The organism is Pseudoalteromonas sp. XMcav1-K (assembly GCF_044005875.1).
In the GTDB taxonomy this organism is placed as follows: Bacteria; Pseudomonadota; Gammaproteobacteria; order Enterobacterales; family Alteromonadaceae; genus Pseudoalteromonas; species Pseudoalteromonas spongiae.
Map to the genome: position 1 here is coordinate 15,415 of NZ_JBIPJE010000052.1, position 22,814 is coordinate 38,228.

The 22,814-nt window shown below is 35.5% G+C and carries 17 protein-coding genes; 13 read left to right on the plus strand and 4 right to left on the minus strand.

Annotated features, from left to right (window positions below):
- Position 1: 1 nt before the first annotated feature.
- Genes ACHSBP_RS21160 through ACHSBP_RS21170 form a run of 3 tightly spaced genes read right to left on the minus strand, consistent with a single transcriptional unit; the run spans position 2 to position 3,169 of the window.
- Positions 2–886: a hypothetical protein gene (locus tag ACHSBP_RS21160; protein WP_395390343.1), complete on the minus strand. Its 885-nt coding sequence runs from the start codon at positions 884–886 to the stop codon at positions 2–4.
- The gene (locus ACHSBP_RS21165; RefSeq protein WP_395390344.1) at positions 879–2,198 is read right to left on the minus strand and encodes a flippase; all 1,320 of its coding nucleotides are present in this window, start codon (positions 2,196–2,198) and stop codon (positions 879–881) included. Before ACHSBP_RS21165 ends, ACHSBP_RS21160 begins: the two co-directional genes overlap by 8 nt.
- Positions 2,198–3,169, minus strand: coding sequence for a hypothetical protein (locus ACHSBP_RS21170; RefSeq protein WP_395390345.1), 972 nt, complete (start codon positions 3,167–3,169; stop codon positions 2,198–2,200). The genes ACHSBP_RS21165 and ACHSBP_RS21170 overlap by 1 nt, the downstream gene beginning before the upstream one ends.
- A gap of 200 nt (positions 3,170–3,369) precedes the next feature.
- Here ACHSBP_RS21170 and ACHSBP_RS21175 point away from each other — a divergent pair, with 200 nt between their 5' ends.
- The 13 genes from ACHSBP_RS21175 to ACHSBP_RS21235 are packed head-to-tail and all read left to right on the plus strand — an operon-like array spanning position 3,370 to position 20,148.
- The gene (locus ACHSBP_RS21175; protein ID WP_395390346.1) at positions 3,370–4,401 is read left to right on the plus strand and encodes a DUF354 domain-containing protein; all 1,032 of its coding nucleotides are present in this window, start codon (positions 3,370–3,372) and stop codon (positions 4,399–4,401) included.
- A 1-nt stretch (position 4,402) separates the two neighbouring features.
- A complete protein-coding gene (locus tag ACHSBP_RS21180; RefSeq protein ID WP_010561137.1) occupies positions 4,403–5,008 on the plus strand; it encodes an acyltransferase in 606 nt (201 codons plus the stop codon).
- Between the two features lie 28 nt (positions 5,009–5,036).
- On the plus strand, positions 5,037–6,131 hold the full coding sequence (locus ACHSBP_RS21185; RefSeq protein WP_395390347.1) for a DegT/DnrJ/EryC1/StrS family aminotransferase: 1,095 nt from the start codon (positions 5,037–5,039) through the stop codon (positions 6,129–6,131).
- A gap of 4 nt (positions 6,132–6,135) precedes the next feature.
- Entirely contained in the window at positions 6,136–7,107 is a 972-nt protein-coding gene (locus ACHSBP_RS21190) for a Gfo/Idh/MocA family protein (RefSeq protein WP_010561135.1), read from the plus strand.
- The gene (locus ACHSBP_RS21195; RefSeq protein ID WP_010561134.1) at positions 7,095–7,685 is read left to right on the plus strand and encodes a sugar transferase; all 591 of its coding nucleotides are present in this window, start codon (positions 7,095–7,097) and stop codon (positions 7,683–7,685) included. The genes ACHSBP_RS21190 and ACHSBP_RS21195 overlap by 13 nt, the downstream gene beginning before the upstream one ends.
- Positions 7,686–7,687: 2 nt before the next feature.
- Positions 7,688–8,725, plus strand: a complete 1,038-nt coding sequence (locus ACHSBP_RS21200) for a glycosyltransferase family 4 protein (RefSeq protein ID WP_010561133.1) — start codon at positions 7,688–7,690, stop codon at positions 8,723–8,725.
- Positions 8,722–10,776, plus strand: coding sequence for a glycosyltransferase (locus ACHSBP_RS21205; RefSeq protein ID WP_395390348.1), 2,055 nt, complete (start codon positions 8,722–8,724; stop codon positions 10,774–10,776). The genes ACHSBP_RS21200 and ACHSBP_RS21205 overlap by 4 nt, the downstream gene beginning before the upstream one ends.
- A 2-nt stretch (positions 10,777–10,778) precedes the next feature.
- Positions 10,779–12,062 carry an O-antigen ligase family protein gene (locus tag ACHSBP_RS21210; RefSeq protein ID WP_010561131.1) on the plus strand — a complete coding sequence of 428 codons (1,284 nt, stop codon included), beginning with the start codon at positions 10,779–10,781 and terminating at the stop codon, positions 12,060–12,062.
- A gap of 1 nt (position 12,063) precedes the next feature.
- Positions 12,064–12,951 (plus strand): lipopolysaccharide biosynthesis protein, encoded by an 888-nt coding sequence (locus ACHSBP_RS21215; protein WP_010561130.1) that lies wholly within the window; start codon positions 12,064–12,066, stop codon positions 12,949–12,951.
- The gene (locus tag ACHSBP_RS21220; protein WP_010561129.1) at positions 12,948–13,640 is read left to right on the plus strand and encodes a hypothetical protein; all 693 of its coding nucleotides are present in this window, start codon (positions 12,948–12,950) and stop codon (positions 13,638–13,640) included. The genes ACHSBP_RS21215 and ACHSBP_RS21220 overlap by 4 nt, the downstream gene beginning before the upstream one ends.
- Positions 13,641–13,657: 17 nt before the next feature.
- Positions 13,658–16,048, plus strand: coding sequence for a heparinase II/III family protein (locus ACHSBP_RS21225; protein WP_395390349.1), 2,391 nt, complete (start codon positions 13,658–13,660; stop codon positions 16,046–16,048).
- Between the two features lie 17 nt (positions 16,049–16,065).
- The gene (locus ACHSBP_RS21230) at positions 16,066–17,994 is read left to right on the plus strand and encodes an acyltransferase family protein (protein ID WP_395390350.1); all 1,929 of its coding nucleotides are present in this window, start codon (positions 16,066–16,068) and stop codon (positions 17,992–17,994) included.
- 36 nt (positions 17,995–18,030) lie between these two features.
- Complete coding sequence (locus tag ACHSBP_RS21235; RefSeq protein WP_010561126.1) at positions 18,031–20,148, plus strand: Ig-like domain-containing protein; 2,118 nt, start codon at positions 18,031–18,033, stop codon at positions 20,146–20,148.
- A gap of 70 nt (positions 20,149–20,218) precedes the next feature.
- Here the strand turns inward: ACHSBP_RS21235 and ACHSBP_RS21240 are convergent, their stop codons facing one another.
- Positions 20,219–22,681, minus strand: coding sequence for a hypothetical protein (locus tag ACHSBP_RS21240; RefSeq protein WP_148665220.1), 2,463 nt, complete (start codon positions 22,679–22,681; stop codon positions 20,219–20,221).
- Positions 22,682–22,814: the final 133 nt, after the last annotated feature.

Below are 22,814 nucleotides of genomic sequence, written 5' to 3' on the forward strand. Positions count from 1 at the left end.
TTTACTCTTTCACATAGTTGTAATTTTCCATTTCAAATTGACACAAACTATCAAGTTTATTTTCGACTTTTGAAGATGAGAAATAATCTTCAAGTCTCATCTTTATTGAGGATTGTTCTTTTGTCAGGTTTGAATCTGTTTGATTACGTTTTTTAATGTCAAGCTTGACATTATATTGTTCAAGACAAGCTTGTTTAAACTTGTATAACTCTTCCAGTATGCCCACAACTTTAAATTGGTCAATATTTTCCCTAAAAAGTACTTGCTGAGACGCTGCGTCGTGTTCATCTTTAGGAAAGTAACCGGTTATGTATGATGTCTGCATATTGGCCATTTGCCAGCCTCTACGTCCAAACACTATTTCATTTGCTTCAGTGATTACATCTTGCGTTGAATTAGCATATGGAGGCATTGCAGATAAATTATTAGTCATTTTGTTGAATATGTAATTAGATTTAAAGCGCGCTTTTGGGTTGCGCAGCACAGTTATAAAGTCATACTTTTTTGAATAGTGTTTTAACAATTTGCTATTCACTGCAAGGTGGCCACTCACATAATTCCAATCTTGATTTAAATGGTAAAGTAATGCATCTTGTAGTGTATCTATGTGCAACTCGCTAAAATCGCAAGCATCAGTTAAGTTAGAGATTGAACGTTCAAACTTATATAAGCTTGTTGCAATTAAAGGTGAGCGGATAATTTTTCTTTCACCAGATTGTGCGAATTGTGAACGCATAGCGTTGTCTATAGAGATACCTCCACACTTGGCAAGGTGAATAAATGCAATGCGATTTTGCTGCTGTGATTTAGTAATTCTACTTATTTTGAGTTCGTACCCAGCGCTGTGTGCGACTTTTAAAATGCTGCTTTTTAATAAATTACGCATAAGGTTTGTTTTTTATTGAGAGTAATGAAATGCAATTAGGCACGCAGTGTATCATTGCTGCTGTCATCAAGTAAGCAAATGGGCGTGTTTGCCTAAATATGAATAATGAAATGAATCCTGCAAACGTGTAGCTCGCAACACTTGCGATCGCCGCTCCGATACCACCAAAGATTGGGATAAGCAGCAGATTCAATAAGATGTTTATGGTTGCACCTAAAAAGTGTGTCCAGAGGCTATATTTATAATTATTGGATAAGATTAACCACTTACTAAATATTGCTCTTTGGAATACGAAAATACAAGCCCAGATATGAATCGTTAATATTGATGCGCTTTGTTTGTAACTTGCACCAAACAAAAACTCAATGAGTGGTTCCGCAACTAAAGCCGTGGTTGATGCGATGACAATAGCACTTAAAAATAGTGCTGAAAGCAGCAATTTGCAATGTTTGTCATAGGTAGCTCTTTGCTTTGTGTAGTTATTTGTCAGTAAAGGGTTAAATGCATTGGCAAGTAATACGGGGAAAATATACCAAAACTCAGACAGTTTAGCTGCAACTGCATATTGAGCTGTTTGCTCCATACCAATCATTTGACTGAGCATTACTTGGTCTATCTTTAAGTATAAGATCATTGCAAATGAACTTAAAAACAACCACTTTGATTTATGAAAAAATCGTTTGATTGTTGGCGTATACGTTGTTCTGAAGTTTTGTTCTTGGTCTATGTTGTTGTTTGTGTAAATGAGCCAGTATGCTAACGCTATAAGTAGGTATTCACTACCTAAAATAAAGATAAGTGATGTTAAACTGCACTTATAAATAAGCGCGATTAAAAACATAAACTTAATAGTTATCCTAATAGTCACTCGATATGGCATTGTTTTCCATACCTGCTGTTGTGACATGAATAAATATTCGACAAGGTTAAAGATGTTGAACATCTGGAAAAACAATAAAATTGAGACCAATTTAAGCTCATAGGATGCCCCATAGACAAAAAAGCCAAGCACGATACCAACAAGTGCTGCGAATATGGCACCAAAAAGCCGTATCCGTAATGCAGCACAAAAATAAAAGTGTTTAGAATTCGGGTACTTTATAAAGTATTTTGAAGCTAAATTGTTCAACCCTAACGTGGTGAAGGGTAATAAAAGGCTTGCGAAGGCAAGGACAGATGAATATGTACCTACCAGTTTTATATCTAAATAACGCGTTAACAAAATAACTGTTATAAAATTTAAGGCCAGTAAGAGCCACTTTTCACAAAAAAGCAATATTGTATTAGTTATACTTTTTTTGAGGTCACTCATTAATCAAACTCAACATATTTGTTGTTAGAATAAATAGCTTTCTTCTCCATACCTTTTAATGCTGAGCAATAACCTGCCATTGTTGAATTGTAACTGCTTAACACTTCGGGTGTTATTGATATTCTTTTTATACTTTCTATATTTCTAACGAGATCGAATTGACCTGCTTGGCTTTGTTCCTTTCCGGATATAGACGTCATTAGATTGAACTCTACTTCGTTGCTAAACTTCAGATCTAACGTGTCAAATATACGTTTAAACTGATTTAATGGAGATGCTAAAAGTTCTTCATATATAATAGCCTTCCCCAATGCTAATTCATGAAATTTTCTTTCTATGAACCCTTGTAAAAAACCAATTTGGTAGAAAAAATCCTGTTTGACTAAGTCGGGCTCTAGGGTTAACAAATTAGATATCTCATTATCGGTGAACCGGGTTTCGAATTGGTTTGGCTTATCCCAACCAAGTGCTTCATAACTTTTGGCAATTGAAAAAGGGTGTCGGGTAAGGTAGACAAGCTTAATATCGAGTTGAGCAAGTTCCTCGATGATCAAAGGGTTAACTTCTTTTATGATAATAGGGAGCTTTACATTATTATTTTTCCACTGGGTTGGTTCTGGTACAGCAGAGTTCAAAAACGTTAGTTCGGTTGAAGAAGCCTTTTTTAGTAAACTGTAATACAAAGGCCAGTCCTCACACTTATTTCTGCTAAACACGGAAGCGCTCATTGATTTATGATAATAAAACGCAGTTGTTATTGGTTCTCTAAGGTATCTAGTATATTTGCCATGCCCTATGATTGAACCTACCCAGCTGGAGCCTGAACGCGGAAATGAAAGTAAATAAATAGGGGAAGAACATTGGTATCGTTTTTTAACTCTTAGGCTCAATGAGGGGGATTTAATAAAAAGTTTAGTTACAGATAAACATTTTTTTATTCTTTTAGGGAGGTATTGATAAAATTGTTTCAATTTGTAACCCAGAATTGTGATTGGTTTAGAATTAAAATCAAATTTTAACCTTATTTTCTTATTACAGAAAGCTTTGATGTACCACAACCTTTCTGCATTAGCTTAATTCTTTAAAGACTATGTATTATTGCTTATATGTTGCATAAGCGTGTATACTTTGCGCCGATTTTAGAGTGTTTAAGCGTTATTTTAAGGTAAATATGAGAGTTTGGATCGATCTTGTAAACTCGCCACATGTTATTTTCTTTTTACCCATTATTAAAAGGTTAGAGCAAAGTGGTATTGAGGTTGAGATCACGTACAGGGATTTTGCTCAAACAGCACAACTTGTAAAACAGCATACCTTAGGCGCCACCTTAATAGATGGGCATGGTGGTAAAAATAAACTGGCTAAAGTATTTAACCTAATTGTCAGAACAGTTTCACTTGTTCGTTATGCTAAAAGCAAAAAGTTCGACGTTGCACTTTCTCATAACTCTTACTTTCAATTAGCAGCAGCCAAACTACTAGGCATACCCAGCTTAACAAGCATGGATTTTGAAGGCCAGCCAGCAAATCATATAGCGTTTCGACTTGCTAGCATTGTCAGTTTACCTACTGCGTTTCCACAGCAAAGTGCATTAAAGTTTGGTGCTAAGCAAATTCGTCGTTACAGCGGTCTAAAAGAAGATATTTGTTTAGCTGACTTTCAAAAAACAGCAAATTATTCTTCAGTGATTCAAGAGGCATTTGCTCTTTCAGAGAATGAAATGCGTAAGCCGCTTGTCGTTGTAAGGCCTCCACCAACTCTTGCGCTTTATCATAATAACGATGAATCATTTTTTGATTTATGTCTAACACGCTTATGTGAAATAGATGTGACAGTGTTGGTGTTACCTCGTGTAGAATCACAAAAAGTAGCTTTAGAAAGCAAATTCCCTAATTTTAAGTTTTCGCAACGCGTATTAGATGGTCTTCAATTGGTTAATTGTGCTGACGCTGTTATTAGTGGTGGTGGTAGCATGAACAGAGAAGCCGCTTGTTTAAATACGCCAGCCTACACTTTGTTTTCGGGTGAATTACCAAACGTTGACAAACAGCTTGAGAAACAAGGGCTGTTGATTGCGTTAAATAATGAATTACAGATTAAGAATTTAGATATAAAGAAAAAAGAAACCGTTAGAAACGCTGCAAATCAACAGGCAATTTCTGACTTTATGTCACATATCAATGAATTAAAACAGGCAGGATAAAATGACAACAGCTTTTATTCACCAAACTGCTGAGGTAAGTCCAAAAGCGCAGTTGGCAGACAATGTAAAGGTTTGGAACTTAGTGCAAGTTCGTGAAAACGCGCAAATAGGTGAAAACACGATTCTGTCTAAAAATGTTTATGTTGATTTTGATGTTTCGATAGGTGCAAACGTTAAAATTCAAAACAACGTTTCTGTTTATAATGGCGTTACTATTGAAGATGACGTATTTGTTGGCCCTTCTGCAATTTTCACCAATGATTTTCGACCGCGTGCAGTAAACCCAGATTGGAAAGTAACACCAACACTAATTAAAAAAGGTGCGTCGATTGGTGCAGGTGCGACCTTGGTATGCGGCATTGAAATTGGTGAGTACGCTATGATTGGCTCAGGTGCTGTGGTTAATAAAACGATTCCGGCACATGCCCTAGTTGTTGGCAATCCAGCAAAAGTAGTTGGCTTTGTTTATAAAAATGGCGAGCGAGTGTTATCAGGCCACATCTCTAACGTTGATAAAGAAAAACAGTGTATTGAGTTTACCGAACCATCAACGCAAGAAGTATTATCTCTTCCTTTAAGTGCTATTAAAGTTTTACCAGTTTTTTAAATTATTAAGTGAGTTTTTTATGATAAATATGGCTAAGCCTGAAATGGGCGAAGAAGAAATTAATGCCGTTGTTGATGTGATGAAGTCGGGGATGATTGCAACAGGTGCAGTAGTAGCTGATTTTGAAAAAAAATTTGCAGATTACATTGGTATGCCTTTGGGGGCTGCTTCATGTAATGGTACAACCGCCTTACATATTGCTCTTTTAGCACTTGGTATTGGTGAGGGTGATAAAGTTTTAACAACCCCATTTACCTTTATTGCATCAAGTAATTCAATTCTATTTAATCGTTCCGTTCCTGTTTTTGTAGATATTGATCCGCAAACTTTTACATTAGATTTAGATAAGCTAGAAGCTTATCTAGAGTCTAATTATGACGAGTCAATTAAAGCCATTATGGTTGTTCATATCTTTGGCCTAGCATGTGATATGAACCGCTTGCAACAAATTGCTAAGAAATATAATTTAAAAGTTATTGAAGATTGTGCGCAAAGCCACGGTGCTTTAGTTAATGAACAAAAAGCTGGCAGCTTTGGTGATGCATCATGTTTTAGTTTCTACCCAACAAAAAATATGACAACGTCTGAAGGTGGTATTACATTATTTAAAGATGAAGCAGTTGCCGCACTTGGGCGTAAGTATTTAAACCATGGACGTGTTGATCAGTATGAGCATGATGTTTTGGGTTACAACTATCGCATGACCAATATTGCAGCCGCCATTGGTTTGGAGCAGCTTAAAAAGCTAGACGGTATGAACGATGTGCGTCGTCGAAATGCGGCTATATATAATAAAGAGCTTGCAGGTAACCCGTTTATTAAAACACCATTAGAACCAAACGGATTTAAACATGTATATCATCAATATACAGTTGTAATTGAAGGTGTTGAACGAGCTGAAGTGCAGGCTTTATTGGCTGAAAATCAGATTGGTTCAGCTATTGTTTATCCATTTAGTATCACTGAGCAAGTCTTCTACAATGATAAAAGCGTTAATGTGGGTGATGAAAATGCTCGCGCTTTATCAAGAAAAGTCTTATCATTACCTGTTCACCCTGCACTTTCAGAAGAAGAAGTATTAAAAGTTTGTAGTGTATTAAATACCCTAGCAAAACAGGTATAAGAAAATGAATTCACCTAAAAAAACAGTTCGCATTGGTGTTGCTGGCGCAGGCTCAATGGGCCGCAACCACGTGCGAGTAGCAGTTGCTAACCCACTTGTTGAATGTATTGGTTTGTTTGATCCAAACGAACAACAAGGTAATAACGTTGCTAAAGAGTTTGGTTGTAAGTATTTTAACGATTTCCAAGCCTTTTTAGATCAAGTTGATGCTGTTGTTTTAGCTGCACCTACCACTTTACACTTTGAACTTGCCAAGCAAATTCTATTACAAGATAAGCATTGCCTGATTGAAAAGCCAATTACGGTAGAGATTTCTGAAGCGGAAGAATTAAAAGCGATAGCAGAAGAGCGCCATTTAACTTTGGCTGTTGGTCACGTAGAACGTTACAACCCTGTTTACCCTGAATTACAGAAAATTCTTGAAGACAAAGAGATTTTAGCTATCAAGGCGAATCGCTTATCTTATAACACTAGCCGTGCAAATGATGTTGACGTTGTTTTGGATTTAATGATTCATGACATTGATAATGTAAATTGCCTGGTGCCAGGTCAGTTAGAGCTAGTTGGTGCTGTTGGTGGTAACTTCTATACTAACAACTCAGACTATGTTACCGCAATTTTTAAAGGTGCAAATGGGGTTGTTTGTGATATTACGGCAAGTAAAGCATCACAGACAAAGCAGCGCACCATTTTAATTTCGTGTGAAAACTGCTTTATTAATGTCGATTTCTTACGAAAAGAAATTGAAGTGAATCGTTATGCTCAGGGTGCTTACGTGTCTTCAAATAGCGATATTAAATATAAGCAAGAAAGCTTAGTTGAACGTGTTTTTGTTCCTAATGTTGAGCCGCTAATGGCTGAGCATACTGATTTTGCAGAAGCGATTCTTTTTGGTAGAGCACCAAGAGTGACTGCACAAGATGGTATTGAGGCATTAAAAATTGCAATTGGAGTGCAAGCGCAATGCAAAAATTAGCAATTCGATTATGTGACATAATCTTTGCTTTTTTAGCTTTATCGTTGTTTTTCCCAGTATTGCTAGTGTTAGCAATACTGGTTGCGATTAAAATGGGGCGACCTGTTTTCTTTGCACAAAAAAGACTTGGTCTAGGTGGCAAGGTTATCACTATTTATAAGTTTCGCAGTATGCTAAACGAAGCCGTAGTCGATGACAGCGCCCTTGAAAAAGTTAATGAGTACACCATTAAGTATAAAAATGACCCAAGAATTACGCCTCTAGGTTTATTTTTACGAAAAACCAGCTTAGACGAGCTTCCACAACTGTGGAATGTGCTAGTTGGCGATATGTCGATTGTAGGCCCTCGTCCTTGGGTGCCTGAAGAATATGAAAAACTACCCAAGGAATGGTTTAAAAGATTAGATGCAAAACCAGGTATAACAGGACTGGCACAAATTAATGGTCGCAGTGATTTACCTATGGATGAAATTGTTGCCAATGATGTACTTTGGGTAAATAAACAGACTATTAAGCACTATATTTCACTTATTTTTAAAACCGTTACCTACACATTTAAAATGAAAAACGTTTATTAAATATGAATGTGTTAGTTGTATCAAATATGGGGCCAAAAAAGAGTGCCCCTGTTTTGGGTTTATTTGTTAATAATCAAGTAAAGCGTCTAAAGCATAAAATTAGTAATCTAGACTATTTTTATATGCGCTGGAATGGTGACTCGTTTTTTCACCGACTATTTAAATACCCGCTTTTTTTCTTTAGCTTTTTTATAGGGGTTGTTTTAAACCCTAAAAAAGTCGATTTAATTCATATTCATTATTATTACCCAACCATCTTATGTGCATGGCTGTATAAGTTATTACGCAATAAACACGTTAAGGTAGTCGTAACTTGTCATGGTGGTGATATTTATTGCTATGAAAACCCAAGTCAAACTTATAAAAAGCTGATAAGTATTGTTGATCATTGGATTTTCACCTCTAAGCGCTTACAGCAAAGTTTTTATGCTCAAAATATTACTTACTCTATTTTGAGCGCAGGTTTTGATGAATCGATTTATTTTCAACAACCAGAAATAGAGAAAAAATTTGATGCAGCTTTTGTTGGGTGCTTAGATCACAACAAAGGGACTGACCGCTTAGAAGCTTTAATTCAAGCATGTCCTGATAAGCAGTTTATTGTTATTGGTATGGGCCCGCATCTTGCGCACTTTTTAACACTTGCAAAAGCACACAATAACGTAACAGTAACAGGGGCGCTTGCCGCAAATGCCGTTGCTAATTATTTAAATCAAAGCCGAGTTTTAGTGAGTTTATCGCGTAATGAATCATTTGGCCTTGTTATGACAGAGGCGATGGCATGTGGCACGCCGGTTATTGCAACAAAAAATCATGGCTCAGAAGAGCAGTTAGCTGGTTCAGTATACTTAATTAATCAAGACAATGAATCTGAACTAGTTTCAACCTTTAGCAATGCACTTAATTCTGTTTTGTCTGCAGAGTCGAGTGAATATCAAAAGCTGTCTGAGAATGCTTTGGCTATTTCAAATAAATACAGATTAAAATCAGTCTGTATTGAAATAGAAGCGATTTATCGTGATTTGGTGGCTAAATCATGACTCATAAACAGTTAAGTGTGGGTATTTATATACCATCGAAAAACCGCCTAGAACTATTAAAAAAAGCGATAGACTCGGTGTTGTCGCAAAGCTATCAGAACTTTAAGATTTGTGTTGTTGATGATGGCTCAACAGACGGCACATTTGAGTATCTACGTAACTTAAATCACCCGAAAATCACTTTTATTCGAAATGATGAATCCATCGGTGCCTGTGCTTCACGTAATAAAGCAATTGCACACCTTGATACTGACTTAGTAACAGGTTTAGACGATGATGATGTGTTTTTACCAAGCCGTTTAGAAGACTTGTTGAAAGTATATGATGATAAATATGCTTTTGTTTGTAGTGGTTATTTTTGGGATTACGGCACTCACAAAAAGTCATTGTTTGCGAAGAATAAAGTCATATCACTATCTAATGCGTTAGATTTAAACCAGTGCTCTAATCAGATTCTAGTAAAAAGGGAACGTGTTTTAGCTGTTGATGGTTTTGATGCTAATTTACCAGCCCTGCAAGATCATGATTTATGGGTGCGTTTGATTGCAAAGTTTGGTGATGCATTTAGACTTGGTAAAGAGCTTTATATTGTAAATGATGATCGCGGTTTAGAGCGTATATCGTCCGTGCAAAATAAGTTGCGCGCGATTGATTTGTTTGAAAATAAACATAACTTGATAATGTCGAAACGAAATAGGGAGAACTTCTCTTTTTATCGCAAAAAAATAAAAGGCGATAAAATTTCGTTTTTAGAGCTCCTTACATCAAGTAAATACGGCTTATCTAATTTGAAAATGCGCCATGCATTTTCCCAATCATTAGAATCCCTTTCTAAACATCGATTGCAATATATGGCACATGGCAGAGTTGAAAGTGCCAAGCTAAACTGGCTTTTGACGATTTTTGCGCCGTTGTTAGCAACCGGTGGCCCAGGTGCTTCAAGGGTTATTTTACTTTCTTCGTGTATTTTCTTTTTAGGTGCAGGAAATACCGCCTCTTTTGGCAGTGACTTTTTTATTTTGATGTTACTAAACACGGCATTTAGTCAGAGCTTTGGTTTTTTTGTATTAAAGCAAGAGTATTTAGGTAGTTTTAAAAGTGTTGTTAAACAGTCCATGTTGGGGCTTTTAAGCTCAAGTGCTATTTTAGTCGGACTTTTTTTTGCTGGAATTATTGCAAATATTTACTTTACGTTAATGTTGCTTTGGATATTGCATTTTTACTATATCTACCGCTTTAAACGAATCGCCAATCATGGTTTTGTTATTTTGGCTATTTCAGAATGTTTAATTGCTCTAGCTTGCCTTGTTATGCCATTACTTATGAGCTTAAACGGTTTTGAACATCCAAATGCACCTTATTTTGTTTATGTTGTTGCTTGTTTGACCGGCTTAGTCACTGTTATGGTGCTAGACGATGCTTCAAGTAGTATGGAAATAAAACATATTCCATTAAAAAGCGTCGCAAATATTGCTGTTTCAACAACAGCTAGTATTTTTGCTGTTTTTTGCTTTCCATTTATCTCAAAAGAAATTTTTGAACCTGAAATTGCTTCTTATGTTGCTTTAGCTATTTCGTGTTTTTCGATTGCCATGTTAATTCCAAGAACCTATGCAAACAAATCAATGAAAATCATGGCAAATGATCAGCTAAATTGGGTGCAACTGGCAAAAATTAATAAAGCCTACAGCAAGATTATCTGGGTAAGTTGCATTGGTGGATTAGCCTTTACAGCCCTTTATTTGATTATTCTTGAAATTAGTTGGCAAATGGCTGTTTCGATTCCAGTGATGATCATGTTTGTATTTATCTGCTCGCAATATGGATTTGCAAATTTAACATCATTGAGTTTGCATGGAGAGGAGGCAACAGTTGCAAAATTAAACCTATTTGTATTAGCAATCTCTGTTGCAGTTCTATCATTACTTTCTCTTCATTTTATAAATGGTTCGAACTTATACTGGGTGTTACCAGTAATTTGCGGTGGCTTTATTTTGAGAAACTTTAGAGCCAAGATGGTTGCTCAAAGTAAATTTATGAAGCAGTTTTAACCGTGATTTATTTCCAACAAAACGACAGACTGGTCAAAAAGTGGGTCACTCCATATTTACCTTACTTATTAATTCTCGGTCCTTTATTTGCAGATATTTTGACGGGATTATTTGAAATTGTTCTTGGTTTGGGTTTACCTTTTGGTGCTTTTACAAGGTTTTCGTTAGTTGCTTTTGGTTTATTTATACTCTTTAAATCAAAGCAAGCGCTAACCAAGCTCGTCTTACTAATTATTTCGTTTTATTTGGTTTTATTTCTTTATTGGTTTGCTAGTCAAAATGGAATACCTATTTCTGCAAATCTGAAACCGTTATTATTTTTACTTTTACCTTTTTTTGTTTATCTCATTTTTATTGAAAAGGAAGATTCAAGTACCTTTGATAAAGTCACTCATGCTGTTTCTCTCTATGGGTTAATTGCTGCAAGTTCTATTATTGTTTGTTATTTTTTAGGTATAGGCTATGAGTCCTACGGTGAATACACTTTTGGTTTTAAAGGTGTTTTTATTTCAGGTAATGATATTGGTATTTGTATTCTGTTAGCTTCTGCTGTCGCATGGTATAGAGCGATAATCTCTTTTAAGCTAATCGAACTATTCACCTGTTTTATCTGCTTTATTTCGTTAGTTTTTATTGCAAGTAGAACGAGTTTGCTCGTTGGTTCCCTTATTTTAATGGCAGGTGTTTTTGTTTTTCTGTTCCATAGTAAGTCTAAAAGCTTATTGAATTTGCTAATTAAGATTATTATTTCGACGGTGACTGTTTTAGTTATTTCTGCAGTTGTGTCTTTAGCAATTAAGTATGCTGATGATATAGCCTATCACTCTGCACGTATTATAGAACTTCTTGAAGGAGTAAGCCCAAGAGCGCATTTAGAATTAGCCGCAGAACTCGCGAAAGAATCGCGGTCAACGTTAGACTTTTTATTTGGTCAAGGTTATCAGTATTATTATGCTGTAGGGGAAGAGCATCATTTACGCGTTAAGCTGGGTTATAATAAGCCATATGAAAAAAATGTAGAAAAAGATTTTCATGATCTACTAGGTTTGTGTGGCATTGTATTCACTATTTTTTATTCACTTATTATTACTTATGTTTGGATTAAAATAGCGAAAAACTTAATAAACTATAAGTCACTTTTAACCGCCATAACACTATTATTGGTTTCATTTTTAATATTACATGCATTTATTGCAGGTCATGTATTGTTAGGTTCACAGGTACCTATCGTTATGGCTGCAATAGTATATCTCGGCCTTCGTGCTGAAAGAGTAGAGGGAAATTAGTTTGTTTAAAAAGCTTAGTAACTTCATTGGTCTTAAAGAGTTTCTTACTATTTCAATTATTTATATTTTGATTGTGGTGGGCATGGTTTTTGTTTTGCTTTCAATACCAAATAAATATCAAGCAAAGGGAACATATGCACCTGCTGAAGATATGCAAAGTTCATCTCTAGGCTCTCTAGGAGGCTCTCTCGGTGGGCTTGCGAGTATGGCTGGTTTAAACCTTGGTGGCGGAAAGCGAGATAATCTTCAGCTCGCTTTAGAGGTTATTAAATCAAAAACATTTATTTATAAAATTATTGATAAACATGAACTAGATGTTGAAGTTTTTGCTGCGAAATCTTGGGATCCTATTTCGTTAAAACTTGAGATAGATAGTGAAATTTATGATGTTCAAAATAAAAAGTGGGTTAGAAAAGTAAAAGCGCCTAAAACTCTTATTCCAAGTGATTTTGAGTTATATGAAGAGTTTCGCTCTAACTTAAGTGTTAGCTGGGATGAGAAAACGAATATTGTGAAAATTGGTTATATTCATGTTTCTCCATATGTGGCACAAAAAGTCGTAAATATTGTCATCAATGAAATAAATGACATGCTACAGAATAAGGAAATCAAAGAAGCGAATGTGTCAATTGATTTGCTTAGAGAGGCGATAACGAAAACTAACTATGCAGAAATGAGAGGGTTATTGTATGAGTTGGTTCAAGAGCAAACAAAAAGACTTCTTCTAGCAAAAACAAAAGAGCATTATGTGTTTGAACCAATTGACTTACCAATTATTGCGGAAAATAAGCACTCGCCAAAGCGCGCCTTGATTCTAATTATATTTACTTTTGTCTATGGTCTTTTAGCATTGCTCTACTTGGTAATTAGGCCTAAGTTAACGAAATGATGTTTTTTAAGTTAACTGGCTATTTATTAGTAGTCTGTATAACGGTATTTACTACAGAGTATTTTGACGTATTTAAAAAGGATGCGACAGAAACGTATCTGCTTTATGAGCCAAATATAAGTGTCGACTACGAGATCTTAAAAGATATTGGTCGAGACAAAGGTGTTAAATTATCAGGGGCTTTATCGAAGAAAGAAGATAGAGAGTACAAAGCACTTTCAAGACTGAATAATAATAACTTTCTTTCTTCAATAGCTCATTCATGTGGAATTGAAATCGAAGATGAGTCTGTTCCGTTAGCAAAATATTCAGGAGTAAGACGACATATAATTTATAAGTTTTCTGTTATTACATTCAGTGGACCGTTTGCCGGAAAAGGTGAGTGTTTACTGGATGCTTTTAACAAAACACTCGACGTTACTTATAAGCAGGATATTGCAAAGCAGCTTGATAATATCTCTAAGCTTGACATAGATGCATATGGACAAGAAATAAAACTATTTATCAGTGATAAAAAAGAATACCTTGAAGTGTTATCTAAATTACATTCAACAGACGCGCGTAATTATACCTTTTGGCAAATAAATCAATCTAATTCCTATGCATCAACGCTAGCAGACTCTATTTCTTTTTCAGCTATCCTTATGATATTGTGGTTTTTTATTGTTCGTTTATTTAAAACTGCTTAGGTTGAGTGTTGAAGGCTATGAAGCATTATTTTTTATTTTTTATTTGTTTTTTCATTCTGTCCTGTTCTGATGAGGATAGAGTGGAGAGCGACTTAATTTTAACTGATGATAATTTCCAGATTAAAATTAATACTGCCGTGCAACTTCCCATATTTTCAAATGATACGGGCATTACTCCAAACTCTCAGCTTAGCCTTGCTACAAACCTTACCGAGAAAGGAGGAGAAATTAGCCTAACTAGCAATAAAGTTCTCTATAAGCCAGCACAAAACTTTATTGGTATAGATACTTTTAGGTATCAAATTGTTGAATTTGGAATAATACATTCAGCAACAGTTAATATTGAAGTCCAAAAAGCAGGTGTAGAATCGAGCTTTTTAAGCAGCAAGCACTTTGTTGCTGGTGAAGATTTATCATTAGATATCACATTTGACTCAATTGTTTATGATTTATCTGAAGAAAATGTTAAGTTTTATTTGGATCACGAAATAATGTCATCGCTGCTAGATATTACCCATGGTGAAAATAAAACTACTTTAAAGTTAACTTTTAAATTCCCTGAAAATCATGATTTTATTAGGAAGCAATCGGGTGAGGTTAACGTTAATTTCCCTGTATATATAGAGTCTAAAGTAACAGAAAACTACCTGTATTATTCACGCCCCAGAATGGCTCAATTAAACTGGCCGCAAAGAAGCCTTTTTAAAAATGAAAAGTCATTAGATGCAGCATCAAGAAATAGTATTGACTTTTATTGGTTAAATCTTGGTGAGTGGCATGTGCCTGAGCAATTAAATTGGCAAGAAAACCCATTTAATAACATTAGTTGGGTGATGTTCTTTAATAGCTTAGGTTGGTTAACTTCATACGGAGAACTATATTTACAAACTACTGAGCAACATTATTTAGATCTAATCGAAAAACATATAATTAGTTATAACAAACGTTTTTCAGCTGAACATGATTTGACGAATGAGCTCTCTTACCGTGAAGATGCGGTGTCGTTGAGGGTTAACCATTTGCTATATATCTATTTGAACCTTAGACAACACCTATCACAACCAGCGATAACAGCTCTTGAAGAGTTAATCTCGAAAGATATTCGAATGCTGTCTGTCTATGTTGCAGATCCTCAGTATGATGATGATAACCATGGATTAATACAGGCAAAATCAGCGCTTAACCTATATGCGGTTTTTCCTTATAAACCAGAGCTTGAACACGTTTTAGAAAAGGCAGCGTTACGAGTTGAAAAAGCATCAGGTTACATGTTTGATAGCATAAGTGGTCAAAATATTGAGCAATCACCAGAGTATCATTATGTTGGTGTTTCTATGTTGCTTGAGGCTATGGCTCAATTTAAAAGCTTAGATATTGAGGTTCCTGCCGTATTAGAAAAAACACTAATCAATGCTGTAACTCACGGCATGTACTTTTTATATAATAATGGAGAAATACCGGCTATCGGCGATTCGTACTCGGATAAGTATTGGGAGTACTTTGTTAAACGATATTATGAAATTTTAAATGTTCCGATTGATGAGTTTGAACAGTTTTTAGTTTATGGTCAAAAGGCGCTAAGCGATTTAAGGGTTTCTCCACAAGAGAGGCTTGTTATTGCAAAGTCAGATAGCTCTAATGAGAAGTTTACGAAAGTATTTTTTGATGCAGGCCCAAAACGTGTAGTACATGGTCATTTTGATAATATGAACTTAGTAGGTATGTTAGATGGTCATAAATTATTAGTAGACTCCGGTGGGCCCTATAACTATACCGGTAAAGGGCGACAATACTTCTGGAATGCATCAGCTCACAATATTGTTACTATCAATGGCTTTGAGCAAAATGAGGTGGATGCAGAGCTTCATTTTTATGAAGATAAAAATGAATTTCTTCAGTTCTCAGGAACCCAACCTTCGCGTAATTCTGCTTTACACACTAGAGCTGTATTGCTTCCGAAGGAAAGTGAAAATGCCATTATTGTTGTAGATTTAGCAAGTGCCAATAGTTCATCTAACTTGTTTAAGGAATATTGGCATTTTCCAGCAAGTTCCAAATTGAGATTATTAAATCAAGATACCTCTGAGATAGTGCTAGACAACGGCAAAAAATATCTTAATTTGAGCTATGGCAATAATGAACTGTGTGAGGTTGTTGAGGGGCAATATGACCGTAATGGTATTCCTAAATTAGGATGGGTAACAAGAAAATACAATGACGCAACGGCTGCGCCTGTTAAAGTGTGTGAGTCTACATCAAACACCTACTTTAAATTAAATATTTTTATTAGTGAAGATGCTTTCCAAAGCTTTCAAGTATTAGAAAAAAATGCTGATTATTTGGCTTTCGAGCTTAACAGTAAAAAATATAACTTCTCTAAACAACAAGCTCGATTCAACGTGCTTTAAAGGTTCATTTCTAAACTATGAAACATTACCGTGCTGATATAGATGGCCTAAGAGCTATTGCTGTATTACTTGTTTTATTTTTCCATATTGACTGGTTGTTGTTTCAAGCTGGCTTTATTGGTGTAGACGTTTTTTTTACGATTTCTGGTTTTCTTATTACGTCTATTTTATTGAAGGACATCAATAGAGAAAGCTTTACCTTTTTAGGTTTCTATAAAAAACGCGCATTTCGTCTGTTACCGGCATACTTATTTATGCTCATTATCGCATTATGTGTTTTTTACTTTATTTTAGGACCTTTGGCATATCAGGACTTACTCGCAAGTGGCTTTGCATCCACTATTTTTGCCTCTAATTTCTACTTCTTTTTTCATCATGGTGGGTATTTTTCAACACTGGTTACTGAATTGCCACTGTTACATACTTGGTCTCTTGCGGTAGAGGAGCAATTTTATTTACTGATGCCTGTATTTTTATTGCTTTGGGTAAGAGTATTTAAACAAAAAGCAGCTATGTTTGTTTTTGGTTGTTTTTTCTTGCTGAGTGTTTTTGTTAGTTACTATTTAACAAACTTAAATCAAAGTGCTGCATATTTTCTATTATTTGCGCGAATTCATGAGCTTTTATTGGGTGCTATGCTGGCTGTCTTTTTATTTAAAAAGCCCGAACATAAGCCAGCCTTATGGTTTGCCAATACGCTTTTTGTAATAAGCATTATTGCGATAATTGCTGTGGCTTTGTTGTTGGAGTCAAAGCAAGTTTTCCCTGGTCTTATTGCGCTTATTCCTTGCTTGGCATGTGTTGCTATTTTGTATGCCGGAACTAATACAAAATGTCTTTCTCACAGCGTTTTAGGCTTGCCAGTATTTGTTAAAATCGGTTTGATTTCCTATTCACTTTACCTTTGGCATTGGCCAATTGTGGCAGGCTTAAAGTATATAGGAATAGAGTTTACCCTATTAGTGCAGCTGGCAATTATCGCCTCTTCATTCTTAATGGCTTTCATTAGCTACAGATTTGTAGAAACAAAAGTTAGGTATAGTAAGCTCGCGAATAGTAACAAAGCCATGCTTGCAATTTACATCTTGCCTGTAGCGCTACTGCTAGGGCTGTATTATGTAGCTCCTTCAATAAGTAATAATGCAAATCCTCAATTTGTTGAAGCTGAAAAGGCGCACCGATCTAAACCAAATGAATTGCGTGGTAAGTGCCACTCTGCACATATTCAAAGTGAGCAAGAGTGTGTTTTAGGCGACAACAATGCTACAAAGTTAAATGCAATTTTATGGGGAGACTCTCATGCAAATCATTTTGCACCTTTTGTTGACGAAGTGCTGCTAAGTAATAAACAAAAAGGTATGGACATTACTATGGGTAGTTGTCCGCCTGTGCTTTATTTTGAGCATACGCCAAAGTTTATAAGTGAAGCGTGCATTTTAAAAAACCAAGGAGCTATAGAGCTTATTGAGTCATCAGATGCGCCAGTTATTTACTTAGCGGGATCTTGGTATGGTTATTCGTTGGCAGGCAGTAAAAAAGCGTTTTCTAAAGAGCGCCTTGAGTTAGTACTTAAAGGATTAACCAATACATTGGATAAGTTATCAAACACCAACAAGCAAGTTGTTGTGTTTGATACATTGGCGCGCTTACCACAAGATATAAGTGCTTGTTCATTAAAAGCGTTAAAGTTTGGTAAAGATGTTGAAAATCCAGAGTGTGTATTTCAGCCCAATGTAGAACAGTTTGAAGTTTCCAAATCTGTAAATGAGCTATTAAGCCGTTACTCAAATGTTAAAGTGATAGATATCAATAGATTGATTTGTGAGCAAGGAAGCTGTAAAACAGTAATATCCGGTATACCTGTTTATCGCGACTCAAACCACTTAAATGTTGTTTCAGCAAAGAAACTCGCAGCTTTATATCTGCTGGATAAAAATACCAACTAAAAATAATACCAAGGAAGGAAAATGCGAATACTCTTTATGTTTTTATTGCTGTCGCTTGTGGCTGCATGTTCGAGCGACAAAGACAGAAAACTTGATGAAGTAAACTTAGCACCTGTTATTACCATGCCTAGCTCAATGTCGGCAGAAGAGGCAACCAGTGTTACGTTATCAGCTACAGTTGATGACCCTGAAAAGGACACTTTAAGCTATTTGTGGGTATTGCTTGAAGGGCAAGTAAGCTTTTCAGGAGAAACAACAAACTCGCCAACGGTTGAACTACCTTACCTGAATGAGACTGCGTCCACGCGTTTTCTATTTGAATTAACTGTAACAGATAGTGCCGGTAATAGTGCATCACAACGTTTAGAGCTGTTAGTGATTCCTAATAGTCAGAACTTATACGCGATGGATTTTTTAGATGCTAACTTCAAATCTTGCGTAATGAAAAATGCTGAAGTGAATAATTGGTATTATGCTTTTGAAATAACTAACCTTGATTGCAGTAATAAAAGGCACGATGGTGAGCCTCGCATAAAGCTTACCGATGAGCTTAATGAGTTTACTAATTTAAAGGCGCTTAATCTTGATGAAAACGCCCTTTCTAGTATTAACTTGAGCGCACTTTCTAAACTAGAAACGCTTTCACTAAATGAAAATACCATAAGTGATATCACTTTCCCCACAGAATCCAAATTAAAGCGATTGAGCATTGGTAATAACTGGTATTTAAGACAGCTTGATTTATCTGGCGTGAGTTCATTAAAAGAGTTGATTTTAGAAAACTCTATGGTGACTGATTTTATTTTTGCAAGTGATAGTGCGCTGGAATATATAGAGTTTACTCGTAATTGGTATAATGAAAATAAGCACCCAGAGATCTCAAATTTACCCCAATTAAAAACTTTAATTCTCTCAGCAACTTTACACGACCTAAGTGTCAATTTACATAACTTAGATTCACTTGAAACATTACATTTTTTAGGCAGTGGTTTTGATTACATAACGTCTTTGGACTTAACAGGGTTGCTTGCTTTAAAAAACGTGGAAATATCTGTAACAAATATTGAAAAAGTGACCTTTGATACAAATGCGCAGATGAATTCATTAGAGTTGGTTAACACTAAAAACAGAAGTAAAGATATTGAAATTTATTTGCCGCAAATACACCTTCTGAAATCACTTGCCTTGTCAGGACTAGGTATTAAAGATTTGGATTTTTCGCAATTAACTATGCTGAACAAGTTATCAATTAACCCTGGTTATTATTTGGTACACGGTATGTATTTTGAGACTGAGGCTGAATTTGAGGAATTTGATCTTTCGAATTTGAAGTCGTTGACAAATTTATCTCTAGAAATGTCTAAACTGACATATATTGACCTTTCAGAGTTAAAGCTTTTAACTGAACTGAAACTATTTGCTCCAATTCAAGAGCTTAATTTGGTTAATCAAAAGCACTTAACTAGCTTATCAGTTGTTTCGAGTAGACTTGCTTCAATTGGTTTAACACATCAAAAGAACTTAAATGAGCTTACTTTAGGGGGAAGCTTGTTAACCGACCTCGATTTTAGCAATCAAACGAATCTGAACAGTTTAGAATTACGCCAAGGAATAAATTTAGATGCTAACGAAGTTAATCAGTTGGTTGCATTAAATGAATTAGAAGCATTGAGCTTGGATAGCGTTACAGGGGTAAGTGATATCGACTTTAATCTGTTTGAGCAATTGAAAGAGTTAACTTTAGAGAGTAATTCCATCTCCAGTTTAGATGTTGGTGGTATTAATACATTGAATAAACTTAAAATTGCAAAAAACAGTATAAATGACCTTGTTTTACCAGAAAGTAGTGATTTTAAACTACTTGCTATTAGAGAAAACCAGATTGAATTAGGGTTTAATGTTCAACAAGTTATTGGGAATCAACAAGAGCTAGAGGTGTTGGATTTAAGTAGCTCAGGTATCTCAGAATTAATCAATTTTAACTTGCCTTCTTTAAGTCGGTTACACCTCCGATCTAATGAAATCCAAGAGATCAACATTGATGGTTTACCTGCGTTAGAGTATTTATCTATTTCAGCGAACCCGCTAGAGGAACAAACGAGAGCTTATTTAAAAGCAAAAGCTGAAGAGGTGGGGTTCAGCTTGTATTTGTAGGCGTTGGTTTTAAATAAAAGCTTGCTGAGTATTACTTTGGTATATTCAGCAAGCCATTTATTGTTAATTGCTATTTGAACTTTAGATTTTGTTGGCGAGTTAGAGTAAGCAGCAACAAAACAAACAAGAATATTAACATAGAGCCCGATGAGCTTTTTTCAGCATTATTTTGCGGCTCGTCCTGCCATTTTGTCACATCTAACGGGAAAGCATCATTATCATCGGTAACACTGTCGTTATCATCATCAGTATCGGCATTATTACCAATACCATCGTTGTCGGTATCGGTATGTTCTGATGCATCTAGTGGGAAAGCATCATTATCATCGGTAACACCGTCATTATCATCATCAGTATCGGCATTATTACCAATGCCATCGTTGTCGGTATCGGTATGTTCTGATGCATCTAGTGGGAAAGCATCACGAATATCAATAAAGCGATCATTATCATCATCAAGGTCTTCTCTATTTGTTAGACCGTCAGCATCATTGTCATCAGCTTCCGATAGTTTAAATACTTGTAACGATGATGAATCATCAATGCCAAATAGGGTATCTTCAGCACTCATTATATCCAATACAGATGTACTAAAGGTAATCTCTTTTACTTTATCAAATCCACTATCGATCTTTTTATGAATTGAAAATCCTTTGTATCCAGAAATGATTATGTAATCTTTCCATGTTGTTGTACTGAGGGCAGATGTACTTTGTTCGTTAAACGTTTTGCCTGATAAATAGCCTTCATATTTAAAGTTATCCGTTAGCGAGAAAATTAAAACATTGCCATGTCCATTATCAGTTAGCAGTAACTTTTTGTCATAAATATCAATATCATTAAGAACGAAAAAGTCGTTAGTTGCTGCGTGATAGCCAGATAGGTCTAATTCATTATACGCTTGCCAGCGGTCTGAACCTCTAGTTAAAACAAAAACGGTTCCTCGACGAGATGCCGCAACTAAATATTCCCCGCTAAATGCAAGTAATGTAATTTGCTCACTAGGCAGGAAAATAAGCTTGCTAGCTGAATAAGTTGTTTCTTTACTTAAATCAAATTGTGAAAGTTCGAAAAAAGTCACTCGACTTCGCCAATCAACAACCACAAGAAAATCATCTGTAATTAAGCATGTATTATGATTTTGATGTCCGAATTGTACAGCGTCAGTGAAGAGAAAGGGGTAGCTTGCGGAATTCGAAAGGTTATTGATGCTTGTAACATTAATACTTTGACTTTCAATTGAATAGTAGTGCTTGTCATCCATTGCAACACAGCTATTTGATTGATATTGCGGTGTTAGACCTTCAAGAGTATCTTTTTGTGACTCATTCAAATTTGTGAGTTCACTTAAATTAACAACGAGCGAATTGTTTTCGGATGGTGACACTTTATTCAAAAACACATGGTTTCCGGCAATGTTAATATTTCTAAATGTGGTACTCGGAAAATCAATGGTTTCAATTGGGCCCGTTTCGAGTGAGTCTGGTGTGTAGACACTAAAACCCTGTTTCATTTCAGCTGCGTAAATTCGGTCATCATCAAATGATATGTTGCTAAATTTACTTTCAGGTGTTTTGTAAACGGTAGTCGATAGTGGTGAATGAATATCGCTAAAATCAATGTGAATTAGTGCGTTGTAATAAACCGCAAGAAAGTCACTATTGTATAAGTGAGTGAAACCAATAAAGTCATTTTGATTAGGGTTATTGAATTGAGGGTTGTCATTACGTAACAGTTCAGGGGTGTTTGCCTTTAAATCAATATAAAAATAGCCTGATTGGTTATAATTTTTTATTCTTGATGCCAAAACTAAGTTTTCTGTAGCAGTAATTTTGTGGGCTTGCTCATCGTCATTTAGCGCAAAGAACTGCTTTTGCGAAACTTGATTATCTATAAAGGTAAGCTCAACAAGAGCATTATCAGCGGCAAGCCATACATTGTTGTTAACAACGGCTAAGTTAGAAACAAAACCGTATTCAATTGGAATTTTCCAATCAAGCACTGCTGAAATGTTGAGGGTGTTTGGAACTATCGAAAAAATGTAGAGTTTATCAATTAAGGTGCCACGCATTGATAGCAAATAGATATGACTTTGTGTAATACGAAAGTCAGCGACAGATATTGGTGAGTTAGCGTTGTCAGAAATCAGAGTGCTTAGGTTAAATTGCTCAGTTTTTAATTGATTATTACCATCGTAAGAAAAGGTGTGAAAGATTCCATTTCGCGCGATTATACCCACTTTATCATTAGTGAATTTTTGTAATTTTGCAGCCTCATAGTAGTCAAAAAGTCCTGGTATTTGTTCTTTGACTTGCCATTGGTTGTTATTTCTGTGGACAAGAAAAAGAGAAGATGTAGCGATGTTATGAGCTATCACTAAATTGTTTTTTAGCGCAATTACGTCATCAAAACCAGCGATACCTTTAGCAATAGAACCATCATCAATAATTGAAGCTGTGTGCTCAATATTGATAGATGAGTTTGCAAAGGTATTGAGGCAATAGAAAAGAAGTATCAATAACCAAGCTTTCATAAACCATCCTTGATTTAGTTTATTATTTAAGTCGTTTTTATTCTTCCATAAAAACTTTTTTTCAACAAATCCAATATCACTTGCTACCACTGTTTTATTCGCTACGAAGAATCGTGTAAACTCTCCTCATTAT

Bases quoted from the DNA above. Each gene is read 5' to 3' on its own strand.
- ACHSBP_RS21160 (WP_395390343.1), bottom strand. From the start codon at position 886: ATGCGTAATTTATTAAAAAGCAGCATTTTAAAAGTCGCACACAGCGCT.
- ACHSBP_RS21165 (WP_395390344.1), bottom strand. From the start codon at position 2,198: ATGAGTGACCTCAAAAAAAGTATAACTAATACAATATTGCTTTTTTGT.
- ACHSBP_RS21175 (WP_395390346.1), top strand. From the start codon at position 3,370: ATGAGAGTTTGGATCGATCTTGTAAACTCGCCACATGTTATTTTCTTT.
- ACHSBP_RS21180 (WP_010561137.1), top strand. From the start codon at position 4,403: ATGACAACAGCTTTTATTCACCAAACTGCTGAGGTAAGTCCAAAAGCG.
- ACHSBP_RS21185 (WP_395390347.1), top strand. From the start codon at position 5,037: ATGGCTAAGCCTGAAATGGGCGAAGAAGAAATTAATGCCGTTGTTGAT.
- ACHSBP_RS21190 (WP_010561135.1), top strand. From the start codon at position 6,136: ATGAATTCACCTAAAAAAACAGTTCGCATTGGTGTTGCTGGCGCAGGC.
- ACHSBP_RS21195 (WP_010561134.1), top strand. From the start codon at position 7,095: ATGCAAAAATTAGCAATTCGATTATGTGACATAATCTTTGCTTTTTTA.
- ACHSBP_RS21200 (WP_010561133.1), top strand. From the start codon at position 7,688: ATGAATGTGTTAGTTGTATCAAATATGGGGCCAAAAAAGAGTGCCCCT.
- ACHSBP_RS21205 (WP_395390348.1), top strand. From the start codon at position 8,722: ATGACTCATAAACAGTTAAGTGTGGGTATTTATATACCATCGAAAAAC.
- ACHSBP_RS21220 (WP_010561129.1), top strand. From the start codon at position 12,948: ATGATGTTTTTTAAGTTAACTGGCTATTTATTAGTAGTCTGTATAACG.
- ACHSBP_RS21225 (WP_395390349.1), top strand. From the start codon at position 13,658: ATGAAGCATTATTTTTTATTTTTTATTTGTTTTTTCATTCTGTCCTGT.
- ACHSBP_RS21230 (WP_395390350.1), top strand. From the start codon at position 16,066: ATGAAACATTACCGTGCTGATATAGATGGCCTAAGAGCTATTGCTGTA.
- ACHSBP_RS21235 (WP_010561126.1), top strand. From the start codon at position 18,031: ATGTTTTTATTGCTGTCGCTTGTGGCTGCATGTTCGAGCGACAAAGAC.
- ACHSBP_RS21240 (WP_148665220.1), bottom strand. From the start codon at position 22,681: ATGAAAGCTTGGTTATTGATACTTCTTTTCTATTGCCTCAATACCTTT.